This window comes from Massilia polaris, from assembly GCF_012927275.1.
GTDB lineage: Bacteria > Pseudomonadota > Gammaproteobacteria > Burkholderiales > Burkholderiaceae_D > Telluria_A > Telluria_A polaris.
This window is the reverse complement of sequence record NZ_JABBGG010000015.1, coordinates 1-17,652: the sequence shown is the minus strand read 5'-3', so window position 1 is coordinate 17,652 and position 17,652 is coordinate 1. Positions and strand designations below refer to the sequence as shown.

Genomic DNA, 17,652 nt, shown 5'->3' with positions numbered 1-17,652 from the left:
GTTCCGATGGTATTTAGCTCAAAAAAGCCACACTTCCATCCCTGTAGTTGCGTATGTATAGGCAACTTTAGCTGCGCATATTGCAACGCAACAAAAGTAACAGTCTTGACAGCATTTTGAACGCACGATGTATAAATTTTGTGTGCAAGTTATTGCAAGTTACGTCACATCGGCATGCTGCGACGCAGCAAAATTTAATTTTGCCAACCGGACAAACTGTGAAAACGTTGTAATTTACAAAGAAACGACAAACTTTCTACATTGACACTGCCCATACACAGTGATTTCATTAGGCCGTTCGTATACAGAACCATTTTTTCATCGGAGCAACGTGTAAACACGCAATGCGGCCCACGAAGAAACAGGACGACTAATGAATTCACAAGGGAGTAACACTACCATGTTAGAAAAAGCCTTAGCCCGCTCGATCCGCCTGATTTGCCTGGGTGGCGTCACCCTCGGCATGTCGGCCGCGTTCGCACAGACTGCCACGCCGGAGATCCAGAAGGTCACCGTGACCGGCTCGCGCATTTCCTCGCCAAACGCGGAATCGCCATCCCCGCTGCAGGTGCTGAGCTCGGCGGATATCGCCCAGTCCGGCGCGACCAACCTGCAGGAACTGCTGCTCGAGAACCCAACCATGGGTACCCCGTCGATCAGCCGCACCAACTCGAACTTCTCGACTGCCAGCGCGGGCGTGGCCACCGTCGACCTGCGTAACCTCGGCGTCGACCGCACCCTGGTGCTGATCAACGGCCGCCGCGTCGTATCCGGCGTGCCAGGCTCGGCAGCAGTCGACCTGAACACCATCCCTACCGACTTCATCGAGCGCGTCGAGCTGCTGACCGGCGGCGCATCGGCAACCTACGGTTCCGACGCGGTTGCAGGCGTGGTCAACATCATCCTGAAGAAGAACTTCAACGGCGTGCTGGCCGATGCATCGGTTGGCGGCAGCGAGCAAGGCGACGACGCCAAGCGCAAGCTGTCCCTGACCTTCGGCACCACCAGTGCTGACGGCGCCAGCAACATCATGGGTCACTTCGGTTACTCGCGCCAGGGCGCGGTATTCTCGAAAGACCGTGACATCTCGGCCGTCGACCAGTACTCGGAAGGCGCCCTGACCGGCAACGCCGCCGACCTGTTCAAGCCGCGCCGTCCCTACCTGTCCGGCTACGCGCCGCAGGGTTACTTCTACCACGACACCGGCAGCTACACCTATGACGCCGCCGGCAACCCGATCCCGGTATCGACCAACGGCAGCGCCACCCAGGCTCCGACCGGCTACAACCGTTCCGAGTTCCGCACGATCGCCGTGCCGACCGAGCGCTACAACTTCGCCACCAGCGGCAACCTGGCGCTGAACGAAAACCACAGCGCCTTCTTCGAAGGTAACTACGCCTCGACCAGCGTCACCACCAAGCTCGAGCCGTTCGCGCTCGGTTCGGACGACATCTACGCCAACGGCCAGGTGCCTGCCGAAACGTTCGTCAACGGCGCGGCAGTACGCAACCCGCTGGTTCCTCAGTACCTGTACGACCGCATCAGCGACACCGACGGCGACGGCCTGCGCGACTACTTCTTCACGCGCCGCATGGCGGAGGTGGGCAACCGCGGCAGCACCGCCGAGCGCGACACCTTCCGTCTTGCAACCGGCCTGAAAGGCACGATCAAGGACTGGAACTATGAAGTGTATGGCGTGTACGGTTCGACCAAGGAAGCCCAGGCTTCGGGCGGCCAGGTCAACGTCCTGAACTTCCGCAACGCACTGCAAGCAGTGCCAGGCGCCGACGGCACCCCGATGTGCGCCGATGCGACCGCGCGCGCGCAAGGCTGCGTACCGATCAACGTGTTCGGCTTCAACGCGATCTCGCCGGCTGCGTTCAAGTACGTCAACGCACCAGGCTCGCTGGAAACCGTCACCACCCAGAAACTGATCGGCGGCTCGATCAGCGGCGAACCATTCCAGCTGCCAGCAGGCGCGCTGGGTATCGCGGCAGGCTACGAGTGGCGCAAGGAATTCTCGAGCAGCACGCCTGACGCACTGACCCAGGCTGGCCTGAACGCGGGTAACGCCACCCCACCGACGGCAGGCGAATTCGAAGTCAAGGAAGCCTTCCTGGAAACCCGCATTCCTATCCTGAAGGACAAGGCATTCGCGAAGAGCCTGAGCTTCCTCGGCGCGGTCCGCGTCGGCGACTACTCGACCGTCGGCAACACCACCAGCTGGAATGGCGGCTTCGAATGGTCGCCAGTGCAGGACATCAAGCTGCGCGCAACCCGCGCACTGTCGACCCGCGCTCCGAACATCAACGAACTGTTCTCGCCACCATCGCAGGACTTCCCTTCGGGCCTGAAGGATCCATGCGAAGGCGTGACCGCGACCTCCGCTGGCGCACGTGACGATGCATGCCGCGCTGCGCCAGGCGTCAACGCCAACATCGCCGCCAACGGGGCGTTCAGCCTGAACCAGTCCGACCTGCAGGGCGTCAGCGGCTTCAACCGCGGCAACCCTGGCCTGGGCGAAGAAGAAGGCCGCTCGACCACCGTCGGTATCGTCGTGACCCCACGTTCGATCCCGTCGCTGAGCAAGTTCACCTTCACGGCTGACTACTTCAAGATCGACATCGAAGACGCCATCGTCAGCACCCCGCGCCAGTACGCGCTGGACAGCTGCTACGGCGGTGGCAACACCTCGTTCTGCAACTTCATCACCCGTCGTCCTGCCGCAGCGGGCGCCAACAGCGCAGGTTCGCTCGAGTTCATCGACTCCGCCGTCTCGAACAGCGGCGGCCTGGGTACCAAAGGCGTGGACGTGACCGTGGCATGGGCAGACAAGGTTGGCCCAGGCCGCCTGAACGCCCGCCTGGCTTACACCCACCTGCTGGATGGCTACGACATTCCATTGCCAGGCGCTGAGCGCGATCCATGGGAAGGCGAAATCGGCGCAGCCAAGGACAAGGCTTCGCTGTCGCTGGGCTACAAGTGGGGCGCTTTCAACCTGACCTCGAGCACCACGTACATCGGCAAGTCGGCGCTGGACAACGTGTTCCTGGGCGACTTCGACCTGGCGCCAGGTTCGGTCAAGGTAAAGGAGAAGGTCTACAACGATTTCCAGCTGACCTACGCAATGCGCAAGGAAGTTGACCTGTACGTCGGCGTGGACAACGCGTTCAACACCAAGGCGCCGCCTATCATCAGCGGCCTGCCGGGCAACACCACCGGTGCGGAAACCGACGCGGGCACCTACGACCCGATCGGCCGCCGCTACTACCTCGGCCTGCGCGTGAAGATGTAATACGCCTGCCTTAGCAGCATCGAAAGCGTCCTTCGGGACGCTTTTTTTCGTCCGGCATTTGATGAACCATGCATACTCTTGGTGGGATACGGGCTTTCATGCTTTCGGCTCATGGCGAACCTTGCGCCCACCGACCGTATCCAATACGCTTAGCCGTCCTGGCGGATGCGACGCCGGCGGACAGCCTGCGCCAGGCCGTCCAGCACTTTCAAACTGTTTTCCCAATCGATGCAGCCATCGGTCACCGACTGCCCATACACCAGCTCCTTACCCGGAATCAAATCCTGGCGTCCCGCCACAAGGTGCGACTCCACCATCACGCCAACAATGCGGTCATCGCCACCAGCGATCTGCTCCGCAATCGACTCGCACACCGGCACCTGGTTCTCCGGCTTTTTCGAGCTGTTCGCATGCGACGCGTCGATCATCAATCGCGAGGCCAGTCCCTGCGCGGCGATCTGCTGGCACGCCTGTTCCACGCTGGCCGCATCGTAGTTCGGCGTTTTGCCGCCGCGCAGGATGATGTGGCAGTCCTCATTGCCGTTGGTCGACACGATCGCCGAGTGCCCGCCCTTGGTCACCGACAGGAAATGATGCGGCTGCGACGCCGCCTTGATCGCCTCGACGGCAATCTTGATATTCCCATCGGTACCGTTCTTGAATCCCACCGGGCACGACAAGCCCGACGCCAGCTCGCGGTGCACCTGCGACTCGGTGGTACGTGCGCCGATCGCGCCCCAGCTGATCAGGTCGGCGATGTACTGCGGACTGATCACGTCGAGGAATTCGGTGCCGGCCGGCAGGCCGAGTTCGTTGATGTCGCGCAGCAGTTCGCGCGCCATGCGCAGGCCGTCGTTGATGCGGAAGCTGTTGTCCATGTACGGGTCGTTGATCAGGCCCTTCCAGCCAACCGTGGTGCGTGGCTTCTCGAAATACACGCGCATCACGATTTCCAGCTCGCCCTTGAGGCGGTCGCGCTCCCCTGCGAGGCGGCGCGCATATTCCATCGCCGCCTTGGTGTCGTGGATCGAGCATGGCCCGATCACCACCATCAGGCGGTCGTCCTGTCCGTGCAGGATGCGGTGCAAGGCGACGCGCGCGCTGGCTGCGGTCTGCTCGGCGATCCCGCTGCACGGGAACTCGCGGATCAGGTGCGCAGGCGGGACGAGTTCCTTCATTTCGCGGATGCGCAAGTCGTCGGTACGTGGCATGGTGTTCTCCGTGGTCAGTTCGAATGCATGATGGAATAAAAAAACCGCCATCGCTGGCGGTTTTTAGAATTTGCTGGGGATCTCGTTGTTGCTACGTGAACCGACCGCTACTCCACCGCCTGAAGGCTGGAATGGCTAAAGTCAAAGTGGCCGGTAAAGAAAGCAATGTAGCGCATGTCGAATCCCAAAGGGTTGGAACGACTATAAACCGATTGTGTGCGGGTTGGCAAGCCTTTTTGCGGCGGCTTTCGCCGCACCGCGCCTGATGCGGCGGGCTGTTCCGGCCAGTCGGTTGCGGGCTTCCCACACTTGGGCCGCAAAGGCCGCGACCTTTGACGCGCATCAGCCGTGCGAACGGCACGAATGCAAAACTCGGTGCACCTGCCCCCTGCCCGGCCCTGCTGCGCATCAAACCGCCCGCATGTTTCTCCTCGGATTTATTGACCAGACTCAACGAGGCGAGCACATTTTTCGGGACAGGGGTCACTCATCCGTTCCCTGGAGCTAAGACATGAAAGAAACTGTTCTGACCCGCCTCCTCCGCCCCCTGTTTGCCGGCGGTGGCGCGCTCGGCCTTGCCACGCTGGCCTTGCCGCTACACGCGCAAGAGGCACACCCCGCCGGCCCGATCGCCCGGGTCGAAGTGACCGGCACCCTGATCCGGCGTGCCGAGGCTGAAACGTCGTCCTCGGTGCTGACCCTGAACCGTGCCGATATCGAGCGCTCGGGCAAAACCACCGTCGCTGAACTGCTGCAGACGCTGGCGGTCGACAACCAGGGATCGGTTCCCATGAGTTTCGGCAATGGCTTCGCGGCCGGCGCCTCCGGCATCTCGCTGCGCGGACTCGGCGCCGCCTCGACGCTGGTGCTGATCAACGGCCGCCGCGTGGCGCCCTACGGCCTCGCCGACGACGGCCAGAAGATGTTCGCCGACCTGAACATCATTCCGTCGGAAGCCATCGAGCGGGTCGAGGTGCTGAAGACCGGCGCCTCGTCGCTGTATGGCTCGGATGCGATCGCCGGCGTGGTCAACGTGATCCTGCGGCGCGACTTCGTTGGCACGTCGGTGCGCGCCAGCCACGGCCAGTCCAGGGAGCGCGACGGCAACGACAGCGTGGTCGCCGTCACCCACGGCTTCGGCGACATCGACAACGACCGCTACAACGTGCTGGTGAGCCTGGAGTATGGCCGCCGCGACGAGATCTGGCTGCGCGACCGGGCCGACCGCGGCCACATCGGCCGCATCGACCTGCGCAACTGGGGCTACAGCGCGCAGCAGGCGCTGGGCGGCACCGGCGCCATCGTCGACAACAACCTGGCCGGCAGTTCGATCGTCGGCAACGTGCGCAACCCCGACACGCTCGACTATGTCAGCCGCGGCAACCCGGCCGGCGACGGCTTTACCCGCTTGTTCCCTGGCGCGGCCTGCTCCAACTTCACCAGCCACCCGCAGGGCGACCCGCTGGGCGGCTGCCTGATCGATTCGACGCTGGTGTACAACCAGGTCCAGCCCGGCCAGGAACGCATCAACTTCTTCACGCGCGGCGCCTTGCAGATCAATCCGGCCTGGCAAGCCTACGGCGAACTCAACTTGTATCGCAGCGAATCCGAATCGTTTACCACGCCTTCCGGCATCCACGGCTCGGTCGGCTATCCGGGAGGCCCGGTCAGCAATGCCGCGATTGCGCTCGGCCCGACCCATCCGGACAATCCCTACTTCGGCAGCACGGCGCGGCTGCGCTACCTCGCGGCCGATGTCGGCCCCCGCGTCAGCAGCATCGAGTCGGATTTCATCCGCCTTGTCGCGGGCGCCAAGGGCGAGGTGGCGGGATGGGAAATCGACACCGGCCTGCTGTTCTCGCAAAACGAAGTCAGCATTGAGCGCAGCGGTTTCCTCCAGCGCGACGTCGCGTTTGCTCTGCTGAACCCAAGTGCGGCTAACGTTGCGGCGGCGGCCGGCAACCCTGGCTATGCTGCACTGCCGCCGGGCACCTTCTGGCGCATCGCCGAAAGCGCCGGCCTGAATTCGCCCGCGCTGTACGCGGCGCTGGCGCCGGCGATCTCGAACGACGCTAAAACCCGCATCGCGCAGATCGACATCAAGGGCAGCCGCGAATTCGGCAAACTGGCTGGCGGCGCGCTCGGCGTGGCGGTAGGCGGCGAGTTCCGGCGCGAAGAAGCGACGCTGGCGCCGACCACCGGCACCGGGCGCGGCAACATCATCGGCCTTGGCTACTCGGCCTATGACGGCGCCCGCAACGTCGCCGCGCTGTATGGCGAGGTACTGGCGCCGGTGCGCCGGACGCTGGAACTGTCCGCCGCCCTGCGCGGCGACCATTACAGCGATGCCGGCGATTCGTACACGCCGAAGTTCGGCTTCAAGTGGTCGCCCGTCAAATCGTTCGCCGCGCGCGGCACCTATGCACGCGGCTTCCGCGCGCCGAGCACGGCGGAGAACGGCGTCGGCGGGCTCGCCGCGTTCTCGACGGCATCCGATCCGCTGCGCTGCAACCTTGGCGTCGCATCCGCCTGCGATCCGGCCAGCGTGGCGGTCATCACCTCGCCCAATCCGGCATTGAGTCCGGAGAAGGCGCGCACCGTCAACCTCGGCGTCATCTGGGATCCGTACCCGCGCACCAATATCGCCATCGACGTGTGGGAAATCAAGCGCAAGAACGAGATCAACCAGGAGCAAATCGACGCGGCGATCCTGGCCGGCCGGGTTGCGCGCGACCCCAGCACGGCGGCGGCCGGCATTCCGGGCGACCCGGGGCAGATTACGGCGGTGCTTGCGAGCTACGTGAATTCGGCCAGCAGTGAAGTGCGCGGCATCGATGTCGAGTTCCGCCAGGGCTTCTCGATTGGCAAGGTCAGCGGCTTTGTGCTCGATACGAAATGGACCCACCTGACCAAGTGGCTGCGCACCGAGCAGGACGGAAGCTCGCGCGACTTTGCCGGCACCCACGGCAACTGCGACGTCACCAACTGCATCGGCACGCCGGACGACCGGGTCAATTTCCGGCTGTCGTGGGAGAAGGATGTGTGGAAGGTGTCGGCCAACCTCAACTTTCGCGGCAACCTGGAAAACACCTTCTTCAAGGACGATCCCGAAGGATGCGCGAGCCATTTCGCGAATGCAGACGATGCGCCGACCGGGTGCGAGCTGCCGTCGTTCACCACGGTGGACCTGACCCTGCGCTGGATGCCGAGGCCAAAGCTGGAGGTGTTCGGGTCGGTGCAGAATGTGTTCGACCAGATTGCGCCGCTCGATCCGCTGACGTATGGCGCGCAGGCGTATAACCCGCTCGATACGCAGGGAGCGATTGGAAGGTTCTTTACGGCGGGGGTGAGGTACAGGTTCTGAGGCGCGTCGTCAGCACGTCATTTCCGCAAAAGCGGGAACGACGGGTTCAGGCCGTACCGCCCACCGTCACATCTTCAATGCGCAGGGTCGGCTGGCCGACACCCACCGGCACGCTCTGGCCTTCCTTGCCGCAGACGCCAACGCCAGAATCGAGGCGCATGTCGTTGCCGATCATCGATACGCGGTTCAGCACATCCGGACCGTTGCCGATCAGGGTCGCGCCCTTCACCGGATAGGTGACCTTGCCGTTTTCGATCATGTAGGCTTCGCTGGCCGAGAACACGAACTTGCCGTTCGTAATATCAACCTGGCCGCCGCCGAAATTCACCGCGTACAGGCCGTTCTTGACCGATGCGAGAATCTCTTCGGGGTCCTTGTCGCCACCGAGCATGTAGGTGTTCGTCATGCGCGGCATCGGCAGGTGCGCGAACGATTCGCGCCGCGCATTGCCGGTGATCGGCATCTTCATCAGGCGCGCGTTCATCGTGTCCTGGATGTAGCCCTTCAGGATGCCGTCTTCGATCAGGGTGGTGCACTGCGTCGGGTTGCCTTCGTCGTCCATGTTCAGCGAGCCGCGGCGGTCCGCCAGCGTGCCGTCGTCCACCACGGTCACGCCCTTGGCTGCAACGCGTTCGCCGATCCGTCCCGAGAATGTCGACGAGCCCTTGCGGTTGAAGTCGCCTTCAAGGCCGTGTCCAATCGCTTCGTGCAGCAGCACGCCAGGCCAGCCTGGTCCGAGCACGATGGTCATCGGGCCCGCCGGCGCAGGACGCGCGTCGAGGTTGACGAGCGCCGACTTGACCGCTTCGGTCGCATACGTGTCGAGCACCGCGTCGGTGAAGTAGGCGTAGTCGTAACGCCCGCCGCCGCCGGACGAACCGGTTTCGCGGCGGCCATTCTGTTCGACGATGACAGTCACCGAAACACGCACCAGCGGACGAATATCAGCCGCCAGCACGCCGTCGCTGCGCGCGACCAGCACCACGTCGTATTCGCCGGCCAGGCCAGCCATCACCTGCACCACGCGCGGGTCTTTGGCGCGCGCCATTTTTTCAACGCGTTCGAGCAGCTTGACCTTGGCGGTCGCGTCGAGCGATGCCAGCGGGTCGTTCGGCAGGTACAGCGAGCGGCCGCCGGTCTTGGTCATGCCGCCTGCTACCTTGATCTTGCCCGAACCGACGCGCGCGATCGTGCGCGTCGCAGCGGCGGCGTCGAGCAGCGCGCTTTCCGAGATCTCATCGGAGTACGAGAACGCGGTCTTGTCGCCCGAGATGGCGCGTACGCCGACGCCCTGGTCGATCGAAAAACTGCCGGTCTTGACGATGCCTTCTTCCAGGCTCCAGCCTTCGCTTTTGGTGAACTGGAAATACAGGTCGGCGTAGTCGACCTTGTGCGTGAACATCGTTCCCAGGGCCGTCAGGATCTTGCCTTCATCCAGGCCGAATGGCGTCAGCAGCACATCGCGCGCGACTGCCAGGGAGGAGAGATTGGGTTCGAATGGTTTCATTGTGCGGGTCTTTCGCTTAAGTAGCGGCCATTGTGCCACAAGCAGGTCTGTTTCATCGCCCTTACATCTTGCGATGCTTGAGTGCTGGCAAGCTTTCGCGGACGCTGGCGAGGTAGGCCAGGTCGATCTCGCCTTCGATCACGCCTTCGCCTTCCTTCAGCACGGCTTTCACTTCGCCCCACGGGTCGACCAGCATGCTGTGGCCGAATGTGCGGCGGCCATTCGCATGGGTGCCGCCCTGGGCCGAGGCCAGCACGTAGCACTGGTTTTCGATGGCGCGGGCGCGCAGCAGGACTTCCCAGTGCGCCATGCCGGTGGTGTGGGTGAACGCGGCCGGTACCACGATCAGCACGCAGTCGCCCATCGCGCGGTACAGCTCCGGGAAACGCAGGTCGTAGCAGACCGACAGGCCGACCCTGCCGAACGGCGCCTCGAAGGTGCCGACCGACGCGCCGGGCACGATGGTGCGCGCTTCGTCGTACGCTTCGGTGCCTTTGGTAAACCCGAACAGATGGATCTTGTCGTAGCGGCTCACCGGCTTGCCGTCCGGGCCATACACCAGCGTGGTGTTCATCACCCTTGCGGCATCGGTTGAAACCAGCGGCAAGGTGCCGCCGATCAGCCAGATCCCGTGCTCGCTGGCGGTTTCCGCCATGAAATCCTGGATCGGCCCGCTGCCCGGCTGTTCGGCATGCGATACCTTGTCGGCATCAAGCATGCCCATGATCGGCCAGTATTCCGGCAGGGTCACCAGCCGGGCGCCGCCAGCGGCCGCCTCGGCCACCAGGCGGCGCGCGCTGGCGATGTTTTCTGGCACGCTCGGCGTGGACACCATCTGGACTGCAGCAACCTTGGTCATTTTTTATCCGCCTTCGGTGGGGCCGCCGGGACCGCCGGCTTCGGCGCGCCCAGCCGCTTGATGACGGGCGACTTCCACGGACCGGTAATCTGCATCTCGTAGGTCAGCGCCTTCATCACGGGTGCGCGCAGGAAAAGCTGGGCCAGGAAACTGCCGATCCCGATCACGGGATTGACCGCCAGCGCATACACCAGCGGCCCGGTTCCCAGATTAAACTCGGGAATAACGACCACATGAAGATTGGTCGACTCGTTTGCAATATCGGCGCTGCCGTCCATCAGCACGGTCGCGGCCACGCCCCACATCTTCAGGTTATCGGTGCGCAGCAGGCCCTTGCTGATGATGGCGTCGGCGCTGATGCCGTCGAAGGCCAGGCCTTCCGAGAACACATCCTTGAAATCGAGCTTGAGCAGGCGCGGCAGCGCTTGCAGGCTCAGCACGCCCAGCAGCTTGGCAGCGCCCGGGTCCTGCTTCAGGAACTGGCCGGACTCGACGTCGAGCTCGATTTGCCCCGACAGGGTTGGAATGTCGAGCGCATACGGCAGGCCGTTCCAGGCGATTTCGCCGCTTAGCTTGCCCTTGCCGCCGCGCAGAGTTTCAGGGAAGCCGAACCGGTCGAGCAGCTTGCCGGCGTCGGCGATGTCGATCACGAAGTTCAGGCTGGTGCTGCTCTTGCCATCCTTGGTCAGCCACTTGCCGGTGCCGTTCAGCTTGCCGTCCGGATTGGCCAGGGTCAGCTGGTTGACCCGCCACTCGCGTCCGGCGATCGCCTGCGCGTTGCTGGCCATAAGTTCCAGCCTGCCCAATTGCTTGTTGAACAGTTCGAAGCGTTCCGCGACGATGTCGAGGCCCGGAATGCTGGCCGCCGCGCCGCGGTCGGCTTCGAGCAGGCTCTTGACGTCCTCGGCCGCCGATTCGGGAATCACCAGCGAGGCCAGCCGCGCCGTCACCTTGCCCAGGCCCTGTCCGGTCGGCGACTCGGCCCAGGTTACGTGGCCGGAGACCTGGCGCGAATCGATGCTGGCCTGCCAGGTATCGTTCTGGTGCGAAGCGCCGACCACCACTTCGGCCAGCTTGCGGTCGCCGATGATCAGTTCGTTGGCGCGCGCCGCCATCACGTCAGGAATGATGTAGTTCGACAGGTTCAGGCCGCTGCTCGCGGCGGGCGCGGCCAGTTCGGTTTTGGGTCCGCCGATACTGTTGCTGATGGCGATCCACTGGTCGACGTTCAGCGACTTCATGCTGACGTTGATCATCAAACCGCTGTCGGGCTCGGGCGCGGGCGTGTTGACGCCGATGCCGCCGCGCAGCACCCGCCACGGTTCCCTGCCCTGCCGCTGGCGCTCGTAGCGCGCGGCAATCGCGTTGCCGAGCGAGATGCGGATGTCGTCGCGCGAAATCCCGCCATCCCCGCCCGTCGCGCCCGCCATCGAGAAATGCAGCGGCAAGGCGTCGGCTTCGGCCTTGCGCAATGGCGACGGGAAGTCGAGGCCAAGGCCGGCCAAGGTCGAATCGACCGTCACCTGCACCTTGTGGTCGCGCACTTCGACCGCGCCGGTGTAGCGCGTGCTGCCCGACAGGTGGCCGGCCAGGCGCTGCATCGCCGCCGACGGGAAGGTCTTGCGCACGCCGTCGGCCGACACGCTGCCGCCCATCCTGATCACGATCGCGCCATCGCGCTGGGTGCCGCCCGACAGCGCCAGCGGGCCGCCGACAAAGCTGCCGCCTACGCCGCTCAGGTTGACGCCGCGTTCCCAGAATTCGATCCTGCCGATCGAGGCTTGCACCGGCGGCAGGTCGTTGAACAGCACGACCTCATTGTTCATCAGCTGCAGGCTGCCCTGCACCTTGGTGTCGGGCAGGTGCGACAGCGGCAAACGCAGTTTCAGGCCAAGCTTCGCGCTGCCGGTGGCGCGGGTGTCGTCGGTGAAGTGGCCGATCCAGCCGGCCACCGGGCTGGCGGTCACGTAGCGCAGGAATTCCTGCATCGGACCAGCGGCGCTGCCGTCGATCTCCAGCATCTTGTCGTGCAGCGCGAGGTCCGCGACCACCGCCTTGACATTGGACAGCGCGACGCCCAGGGTGGCGGCGCGCTCGGCGCGGATCTCCATGCGCGCGCGGTCGAACAGGAAGCTGCCGTCGATACGTTCGGCCTGCGGCCACAGGGGCGCCACGCCGCCGGCTGCATGGAGGCTGGGTGAATAATTCAGCTTGCCGTCGGCGATGCGGCCGGCCACGCGGAACTCGCCGCGCGCACGGTCGGCGGCGTTATTCGCGCGGAACGGGAACTGCGACAGCTCGCCGCGCAGGGTCAGGGCGACGTCGTTGGCGGTGCCGCCTTCGAGCGCGCCGACCAGCCACTCGCGCAGGTGCGGAGGCGTCTGCAGCGGCAGGTAGTCGCCGATCCGGTTCAGATCAAAGCCATCGAGCTTGCCCTTGATGTCGACGGTGCCAAGCGCCTTGCCCGGGACGCCCGCCAGCGGCCGCAGGTGGGTGCCGGACAGCGAGCCTTTCAGCGCGCCCTGGACGAACTCCATGTTATCGATGCCGACGCGCAGGAGGTCCTGGGGTTCGAATGTCCAATGCGCCTTCATGTCGAGCCGGTCGAAGCGCATTTCCGGGTTCGCGAACCAGGCCGGCAGGTGCAGCAGCGTGCCTTGCGAGTCGAGGCTGATGGTGCCACCCTTGTCGCTGGCGTCGATGGTGCCGGTCAGGTTGTCGAAACCGGGAATCGCAGGCGCCGCCGCCACCGCTGGCGATACTGCCGTCTTCGGACGGGCCAGGCGCGCAGCCTGCGCCTTCATGCCGAGGTTGACCATGCGCGCCTTGATGCGGTAGCTGCTGATGGCCGGATACTGGCCCTGCCACTGCGCCGACAGGTTCTCGACCCGGCCGCGCGGCCCGAAGTCGGACAGCAGAGCGCGCTGGGTGTCGGTCAGCGGCAGCTGCGTGCCGACGGCGGCCAGCGTGGCCAGGTCGAGCGTGCGGGCACTGACCGTCACGGTTTCGGGCTTGTCCTTCTGCGCCGGTACGAAGGTTTCGCTGATGCTGGTCGACGGCAGGACCAGGCCGTCGGCCGTTTCGACCGAGAAGCCGGTCAGGCTGGCGGTGTGCCCGTGCACGCCGAAGGTCGGCTTGCCGGTGGCGGCGCCGCGCGGGATGGTCTCGCTCGCGGAGATGCGGCCGCTGACCCGCTTCAGGGCCAGCGGCGGCAGCGTCGTGCGCAGGCGCGCGTTGACGTCGACCAGGCCGATGTCGGCGGTAAATCCGGCCAGCCGCGCGCGGTCGAGCGTCAGCCAGGCGCGCACCGATCCCTTGCCTTCATTGACCTGGAACGGGTAATCGACATACGGCTTCCAGCCGGCGAGGTCGGTCTGGCGCACGTCGGCAAACAGTTCGCCTTTCCACTGGCGCGGGTCGGCGATGCGGCGCGCGAAGCGCGGATGCGAGAATGCGGCGCGAATGTCGATCGGCTGCGCCAGGCTGGCGGGCGGCGTCGCGCGCAGGCCGAAGCGGTGTTCGGTCCAGCGGTTCGCCAGCAGCATGTTGACGTTCGACAGCGCCAGGGTCGGCGCGCCGCGCTTTTCGTCGGTCCAGTTAATCCTGCCCTCGCGGATCACGATCTGGCGCTGCTTGAAGGCCCAGTCGCCGCTGTCGGTATCGCCCGGCCCTTCGGCCAGCAGCACGCCGGCCACATACAGCTGGCCGTTCGCGGTGCGGCGCACGTCCAGTTCGGGGCGGATGATTTCCAGCGACTGGAAGCGCAGGTCGCCCGCCGCCACCGTCCACCAGGACACTGTGGCCGACACGCTTGGCAGCGCCAGCACCTGGCGGCCCTGCGCGTCGCGCAGCGTGACGTCGCCGAGGAAGAAGTTGGGCCGCAGTCCGCGCCACGACGCATAGATGCGCGCGATCGACACCTGGCTTCCCAGCGCGCGGCTGGCGGCGCGTTCGATGTCGCCCTTGTAGTAATCGATGTTCGGGAGGATGGCGTAGCGCAGGAACAGGAACACGATGGCGAACGCGAAATACACCAGCAGGACCAGCTTGATGGTGAAGCCCAGCACATGATGGCTGGCCAGGTTGGCCATGCGATAGGCCGCGCGGAGCCTTCGCCAGCGTTCCGCGATGGGTACATGCGCTGGAGCGGTCTCGAGTTCGCGGTTCTGCATCAATAAACTAATAAAATGGCTCGCCGTGATTTGTCTGGTGAATAAGAGAGCGCTTGCATCAATGCCGTTGCCTACCTTACCATCGACCTGTCCTGTACAGGTGCGCGGCCCAATTCTACCCTATAGAGGGCCCACCATAGCCGCACTTTAACTCTTCCTTACATTCCTATGAGCAACCCTTCGCTGGTATCCGAATCGCGCTTCTACCAACGCTGGATCGCAGCCGATCCTGGCAGGGCCGGACGGATCGGGAAAATCGTCGGCCAGCCGCTGTCGCGGCTGGTGTTGCAAGAGGAGCTGGCGACCGAACTGGCGGCCGGGATTCCCCTTCCGCGCGCCATGCGGCGCCTGCGCAACCTGCTCATCTGCGGCCTGATCCAGCGCGACCTCGAAGGCCACGCCGACCTGGCCGAAGTGGTCGACACGATGACCGGACTGGCCGATTTCGCCATCCGCACCCACCTGGCTGCGCTGATGGAAGAGATGGTGGCCAGCCACGGACAACCGGTCGGCCATGATTCGGGACGCGCGCAGGAAATGATGGTGTTGGCGATGGGCAAGCAAGGCGGCGGCGAACTGAATGTCTCGTCCGACATCGACCTGATCTTTGTTTATCCGGAAGACGGCGAAACCGTCGTCACGCTGCCCGGCCAGCGCCAGCTGTCGAACCACGAATTCTTCAACCGCATCGGCAAGAAGCTGATCGCGGCGCTGTCCGAGATCATCGAGGACGGCTTTACCTTCCGGGTCGACATGGCGCTGCGCCCGAACGGCGCGTCGGGGCCGCTGGTGGCGAGCCTGAACATGGTCGAGGAATACCTGATCGTGCAGGGCCGCGAGTGGGAACGTTACGCCTGGGTCAAGGCGCGCGCGGTCACCGGCGCGCAGGAAGACATCGACGCGCTCGACGCGGTCGTGCGGCCGTTTGTCTACCGGCGCTACCTCGACTTCGGCGTGATCGACGCGATCCGCAACATGCACGCCCAGATCCGCGCCGAGGTGAACCGCCAGGAGCGGCTGCACCCGGACCGCAGCAACAACGTCAAGCTGGGGCGCGGCGGCATCCGCGAGATCGAATTCCTGGCGCAGGTATTCCAGCTGATCCGCGGCGGGCGCGACGCCACGCTGCGCGACCGCTCGACACGCGCGACCCTGCGCATGCTGGCCGATAAGGAGCTGATGAGCGCCGACACCGTCGCGCGCCTGCTCGGCTCCTACAGCTTCCTGCGCAACCTCGAACACCGGCTGCAGTACCTCGACGACGCCCAGACCCACACCCTGCCGGCGCGTGAGGAAGACCAGGCGGCAGTGGCGCGCATGATGAAGCTGCCGGACGTCGCCACCCTGCTCGATCGGCTCGACGAGCATCGCGTGTTCGTGGCCAGCCAATTCGACGCGATCTTCAGCGACAAGAACGAAGATTCCTCGGACCCGGCGCACGAACCGATCGACCTCGAAAGCCTCGAATCGGTGGAAGCGCGGCTGGCGGCGCTGGGCTTCGACGAGCCGGCGCAGGCCGCGCACCGCCTGGTCAGCACCTGGAAGAGTCCCCGCGTGCAGGCCATGGCGGACGCCAGCCGCACCCGCATGCTGGCCCTGGTGACCGCCGCCCTGCCGCTGGTGGCGAATGCCGCGATCGAAGCCGGCAGCGGCAGCGCCGGCGCAACCCTGGGACGCCTGCTCGGCTTCTTCGATGCGATCGCGCGCCGCTCCGCCTATCTGTCGCTGCTGACCGAGTACCCGCACACGCTCAAGCGCGTGGTCGACATGATGCACGCCAGCGGCTGGGCCGCGACCTTCCTCACCAGCCATCCGGTGCTGCTGGACGAACTGCTCGACGACCATGCGCGCGAAGCGGTGCCCGACTTCCAGGTGCTTGCAGCGGAACTGCGTGAGCAGCTTGGCACGGCGGCCGGCGACACCGAACGCCAGATGGACCTGCTGCGCGAAGCGCACCATGCCTACATGTTCCGCCTGCTGGCGCAAGACCTGGCCGGGCTGCTGACCGTGGAGCGGCTGGCCGACTTCCTCTCCGCGCTGGCCGACACCATCGTCGCGGCATGCATCCAGGCGGCGTGGGAGACCATCGCCACGCGCCATTGCGAGGTGCCGAAGTTCGCCGTGATCGCGTACGGGAAACTGGGCGGCAAGGAGCTGGGCTACGTGTCGGACCTCGACGTGATCTTCCTGTTCGACGACGCCGACCAGGAAGCGGCGTTCAACTACGCCAAGCTGGCGCAGCGCTTCATCACGTGGATGACGTCGACGACGCCGGCCGGCATCCTGTTCGACATCGACACGGCGCTGCGCCCGGACGGCGCCAGCGGAATGCTGGTGTCGTCGGTCGCCGCGTTCGAGCGCTACCAGCAGAATTCGGCATGGCTGTGGGAGCACCAGGCGCTGACGCGGGCGCGCTTCTGCGCGGGCGACGCGGCGATTGGGGCGCGCTTCGAAGCGATCCGCGACAATGTGCTGCGGCTTGACCGCAGCGCCAAGCTGGAAGAACTGAAGGACGAGGTGCTCAAGATGCGCAAGCGGATGCGCGACGCGCACCCGAACCGCACGGCGCTGTTCGACCTGAAGCACGATGCGGGCGGCATGATCGACATCGAGTTCATGGTGCAGTACATGGTGCTGCGCTATTCGGCGGCGCAGCCGGGGCTGACGCTCAATACCGGCAATATCGCGCTGCTGCGGCTGTGCGGGGAACTGGGGATTATCGATCCGCTGCTGGCGGGTGAAGTCGGCGACGCGTACCGCTTGATGCGCAAGTTGCAGCACCAGCAGCGCTTGCAGGGCCAGGACAACGCGCGGGTCGAGCCGGCGCGCGTGGCGCCGCATGTCGGGAAAGTGCAGGAATTATGGGGCAAGGTATTCAGTTAGTGCCGTCGTTTGGTCAACTTGTCAACCTCAAGACCGTCGTCCTCGCGAAAGCGGGGATCCCATTTGTGCGATCTGCTCAAGTCGACAGCTTCCTCCGCTAAAAGCCAGCAACATTTGCCGCAAATTAGGCCCCCGCTTCGCGAGGGCGACGGTTTTGAAGTCAACAAGATTATTCCGGACAGCAGTGCGCTTGCGCGGGAACGACGGACTTCAACAAAAAAACCGGCGCAAGCGCTAATGCCGTTCAGTTAAGACTGAACGGCATTTTTATTTTGCTGTTGTAAACGCCGGGCATCGCTGTTAACCTTCGTCGCGATGCTCGACGATACCCTTCACTTCCTGGCCAACCATCTCGAGTCTC

At 64.7% G+C, this 17,652-nt stretch carries 7 protein-coding genes; 3 read left to right on the top strand and 4 right to left on the bottom strand.

What is annotated here, in order from left to right:
- Nucleotides 1-400 precede the first annotated feature (400 nt).
- Nucleotides 401-3,295: a TonB-dependent receptor plug domain-containing protein gene (locus HHL21_RS19775; RefSeq protein WP_169469101.1), complete on the top strand. Its 2,895-nt coding sequence runs from the start codon at nucleotides 401-403 to the stop codon at nucleotides 3,293-3,295.
- A gap of 149 nt (nucleotides 3,296-3,444) precedes the next feature.
- On the opposite strand, the gene aroG is transcribed toward HHL21_RS19775, so the two are convergent.
- Entirely contained in the window at nucleotides 3,445-4,506 is a 1,062-nt protein-coding gene (gene aroG / locus HHL21_RS19770) for a 3-deoxy-7-phosphoheptulonate synthase AroG (protein WP_169469100.1), read from the bottom strand.
- Between the two features lie 511 nt (nucleotides 4,507-5,017).
- On the opposite strand from aroG, the gene HHL21_RS19765 reads away from it, so the two are divergent.
- Nucleotides 5,018-7,870 carry a TonB-dependent receptor gene (locus HHL21_RS19765; RefSeq protein WP_169469098.1) on the top strand — a complete coding sequence of 951 codons (2,853 nt, stop codon included), beginning with the start codon at nucleotides 5,018-5,020 and terminating at the stop codon, nucleotides 7,868-7,870.
- A 46-nt stretch (nucleotides 7,871-7,916) separates the two neighbouring features.
- On the opposite strand, the gene tldD is transcribed toward HHL21_RS19765, so the two are convergent.
- The 3 genes from tldD to HHL21_RS19750 all read right to left on the bottom strand — a co-directional run bounded on the left by tldD (nucleotide 7,917) and on the right by HHL21_RS19750 (nucleotide 14,327).
- Nucleotides 7,917-9,377 carry a metalloprotease TldD gene (gene tldD / locus HHL21_RS19760; protein ID WP_169469096.1) on the bottom strand — a complete coding sequence of 487 codons (1,461 nt, stop codon included), beginning with the start codon at nucleotides 9,375-9,377 and terminating at the stop codon, nucleotides 7,917-7,919.
- Nucleotides 9,378-9,438: 61 nt separating this feature from the next.
- The gene (locus tag HHL21_RS19755) at nucleotides 9,439-10,236 is read right to left on the bottom strand and encodes a carbon-nitrogen hydrolase family protein (RefSeq protein ID WP_169469094.1); all 798 of its coding nucleotides are present in this window, start codon (nucleotides 10,234-10,236) and stop codon (nucleotides 9,439-9,441) included.
- A complete protein-coding gene (locus HHL21_RS19750) occupies nucleotides 10,233-14,327 on the bottom strand; it encodes a YhdP family protein (RefSeq protein ID WP_229496604.1) in 4,095 nt (1,364 codons plus the stop codon). Before HHL21_RS19750 ends, HHL21_RS19755 begins: the two co-directional genes overlap by 4 nt.
- 249 nt (nucleotides 14,328-14,576) lie before the next feature.
- Between HHL21_RS19750 and glnE the strand changes: the two genes are divergently transcribed.
- On the top strand, nucleotides 14,577-17,291 hold the full coding sequence (gene glnE, locus HHL21_RS19745; protein WP_169469089.1) for a bifunctional [glutamate--ammonia ligase]-adenylyl-L-tyrosine phosphorylase/[glutamate--ammonia-ligase] adenylyltransferase: 2,715 nt from the start codon (nucleotides 14,577-14,579) through the stop codon (nucleotides 17,289-17,291).
- Nucleotides 17,292-17,652 lie beyond the last annotated feature (361 nt).

Coding starts and splice junctions, on each gene's coding strand:
- HHL21_RS19755 (WP_169469094.1), bottom strand. CDS start 10,236: ATGACCAAGGTTGCTGCAGTCCAGATGGTGTCCACGCCGAGCGTGCCA.
- HHL21_RS19775 (WP_169469101.1), top strand. CDS start 401: ATGTTAGAAAAAGCCTTAGCCCGCTCGATCCGCCTGATTTGCCTGGGT.
- HHL21_RS19750 (WP_229496604.1), bottom strand. CDS start 14,327: ATGGCCAACCTGGCCAGCCATCATGTGCTGGGCTTCACCATCAAGCTG.
- tldD (WP_169469096.1), bottom strand. CDS start 9,377: ATGAAACCATTCGAACCCAATCTCTCCTCCCTGGCAGTCGCGCGCGAT.
- aroG (WP_169469100.1), bottom strand. CDS start 4,506: ATGCCACGTACCGACGACTTGCGCATCCGCGAAATGAAGGAACTCGTC.
- HHL21_RS19765 (WP_169469098.1), top strand. CDS start 5,018: ATGAAAGAAACTGTTCTGACCCGCCTCCTCCGCCCCCTGTTTGCCGGC.
- glnE (WP_169469089.1), top strand. CDS start 14,577: ATGAGCAACCCTTCGCTGGTATCCGAATCGCGCTTCTACCAACGCTGG.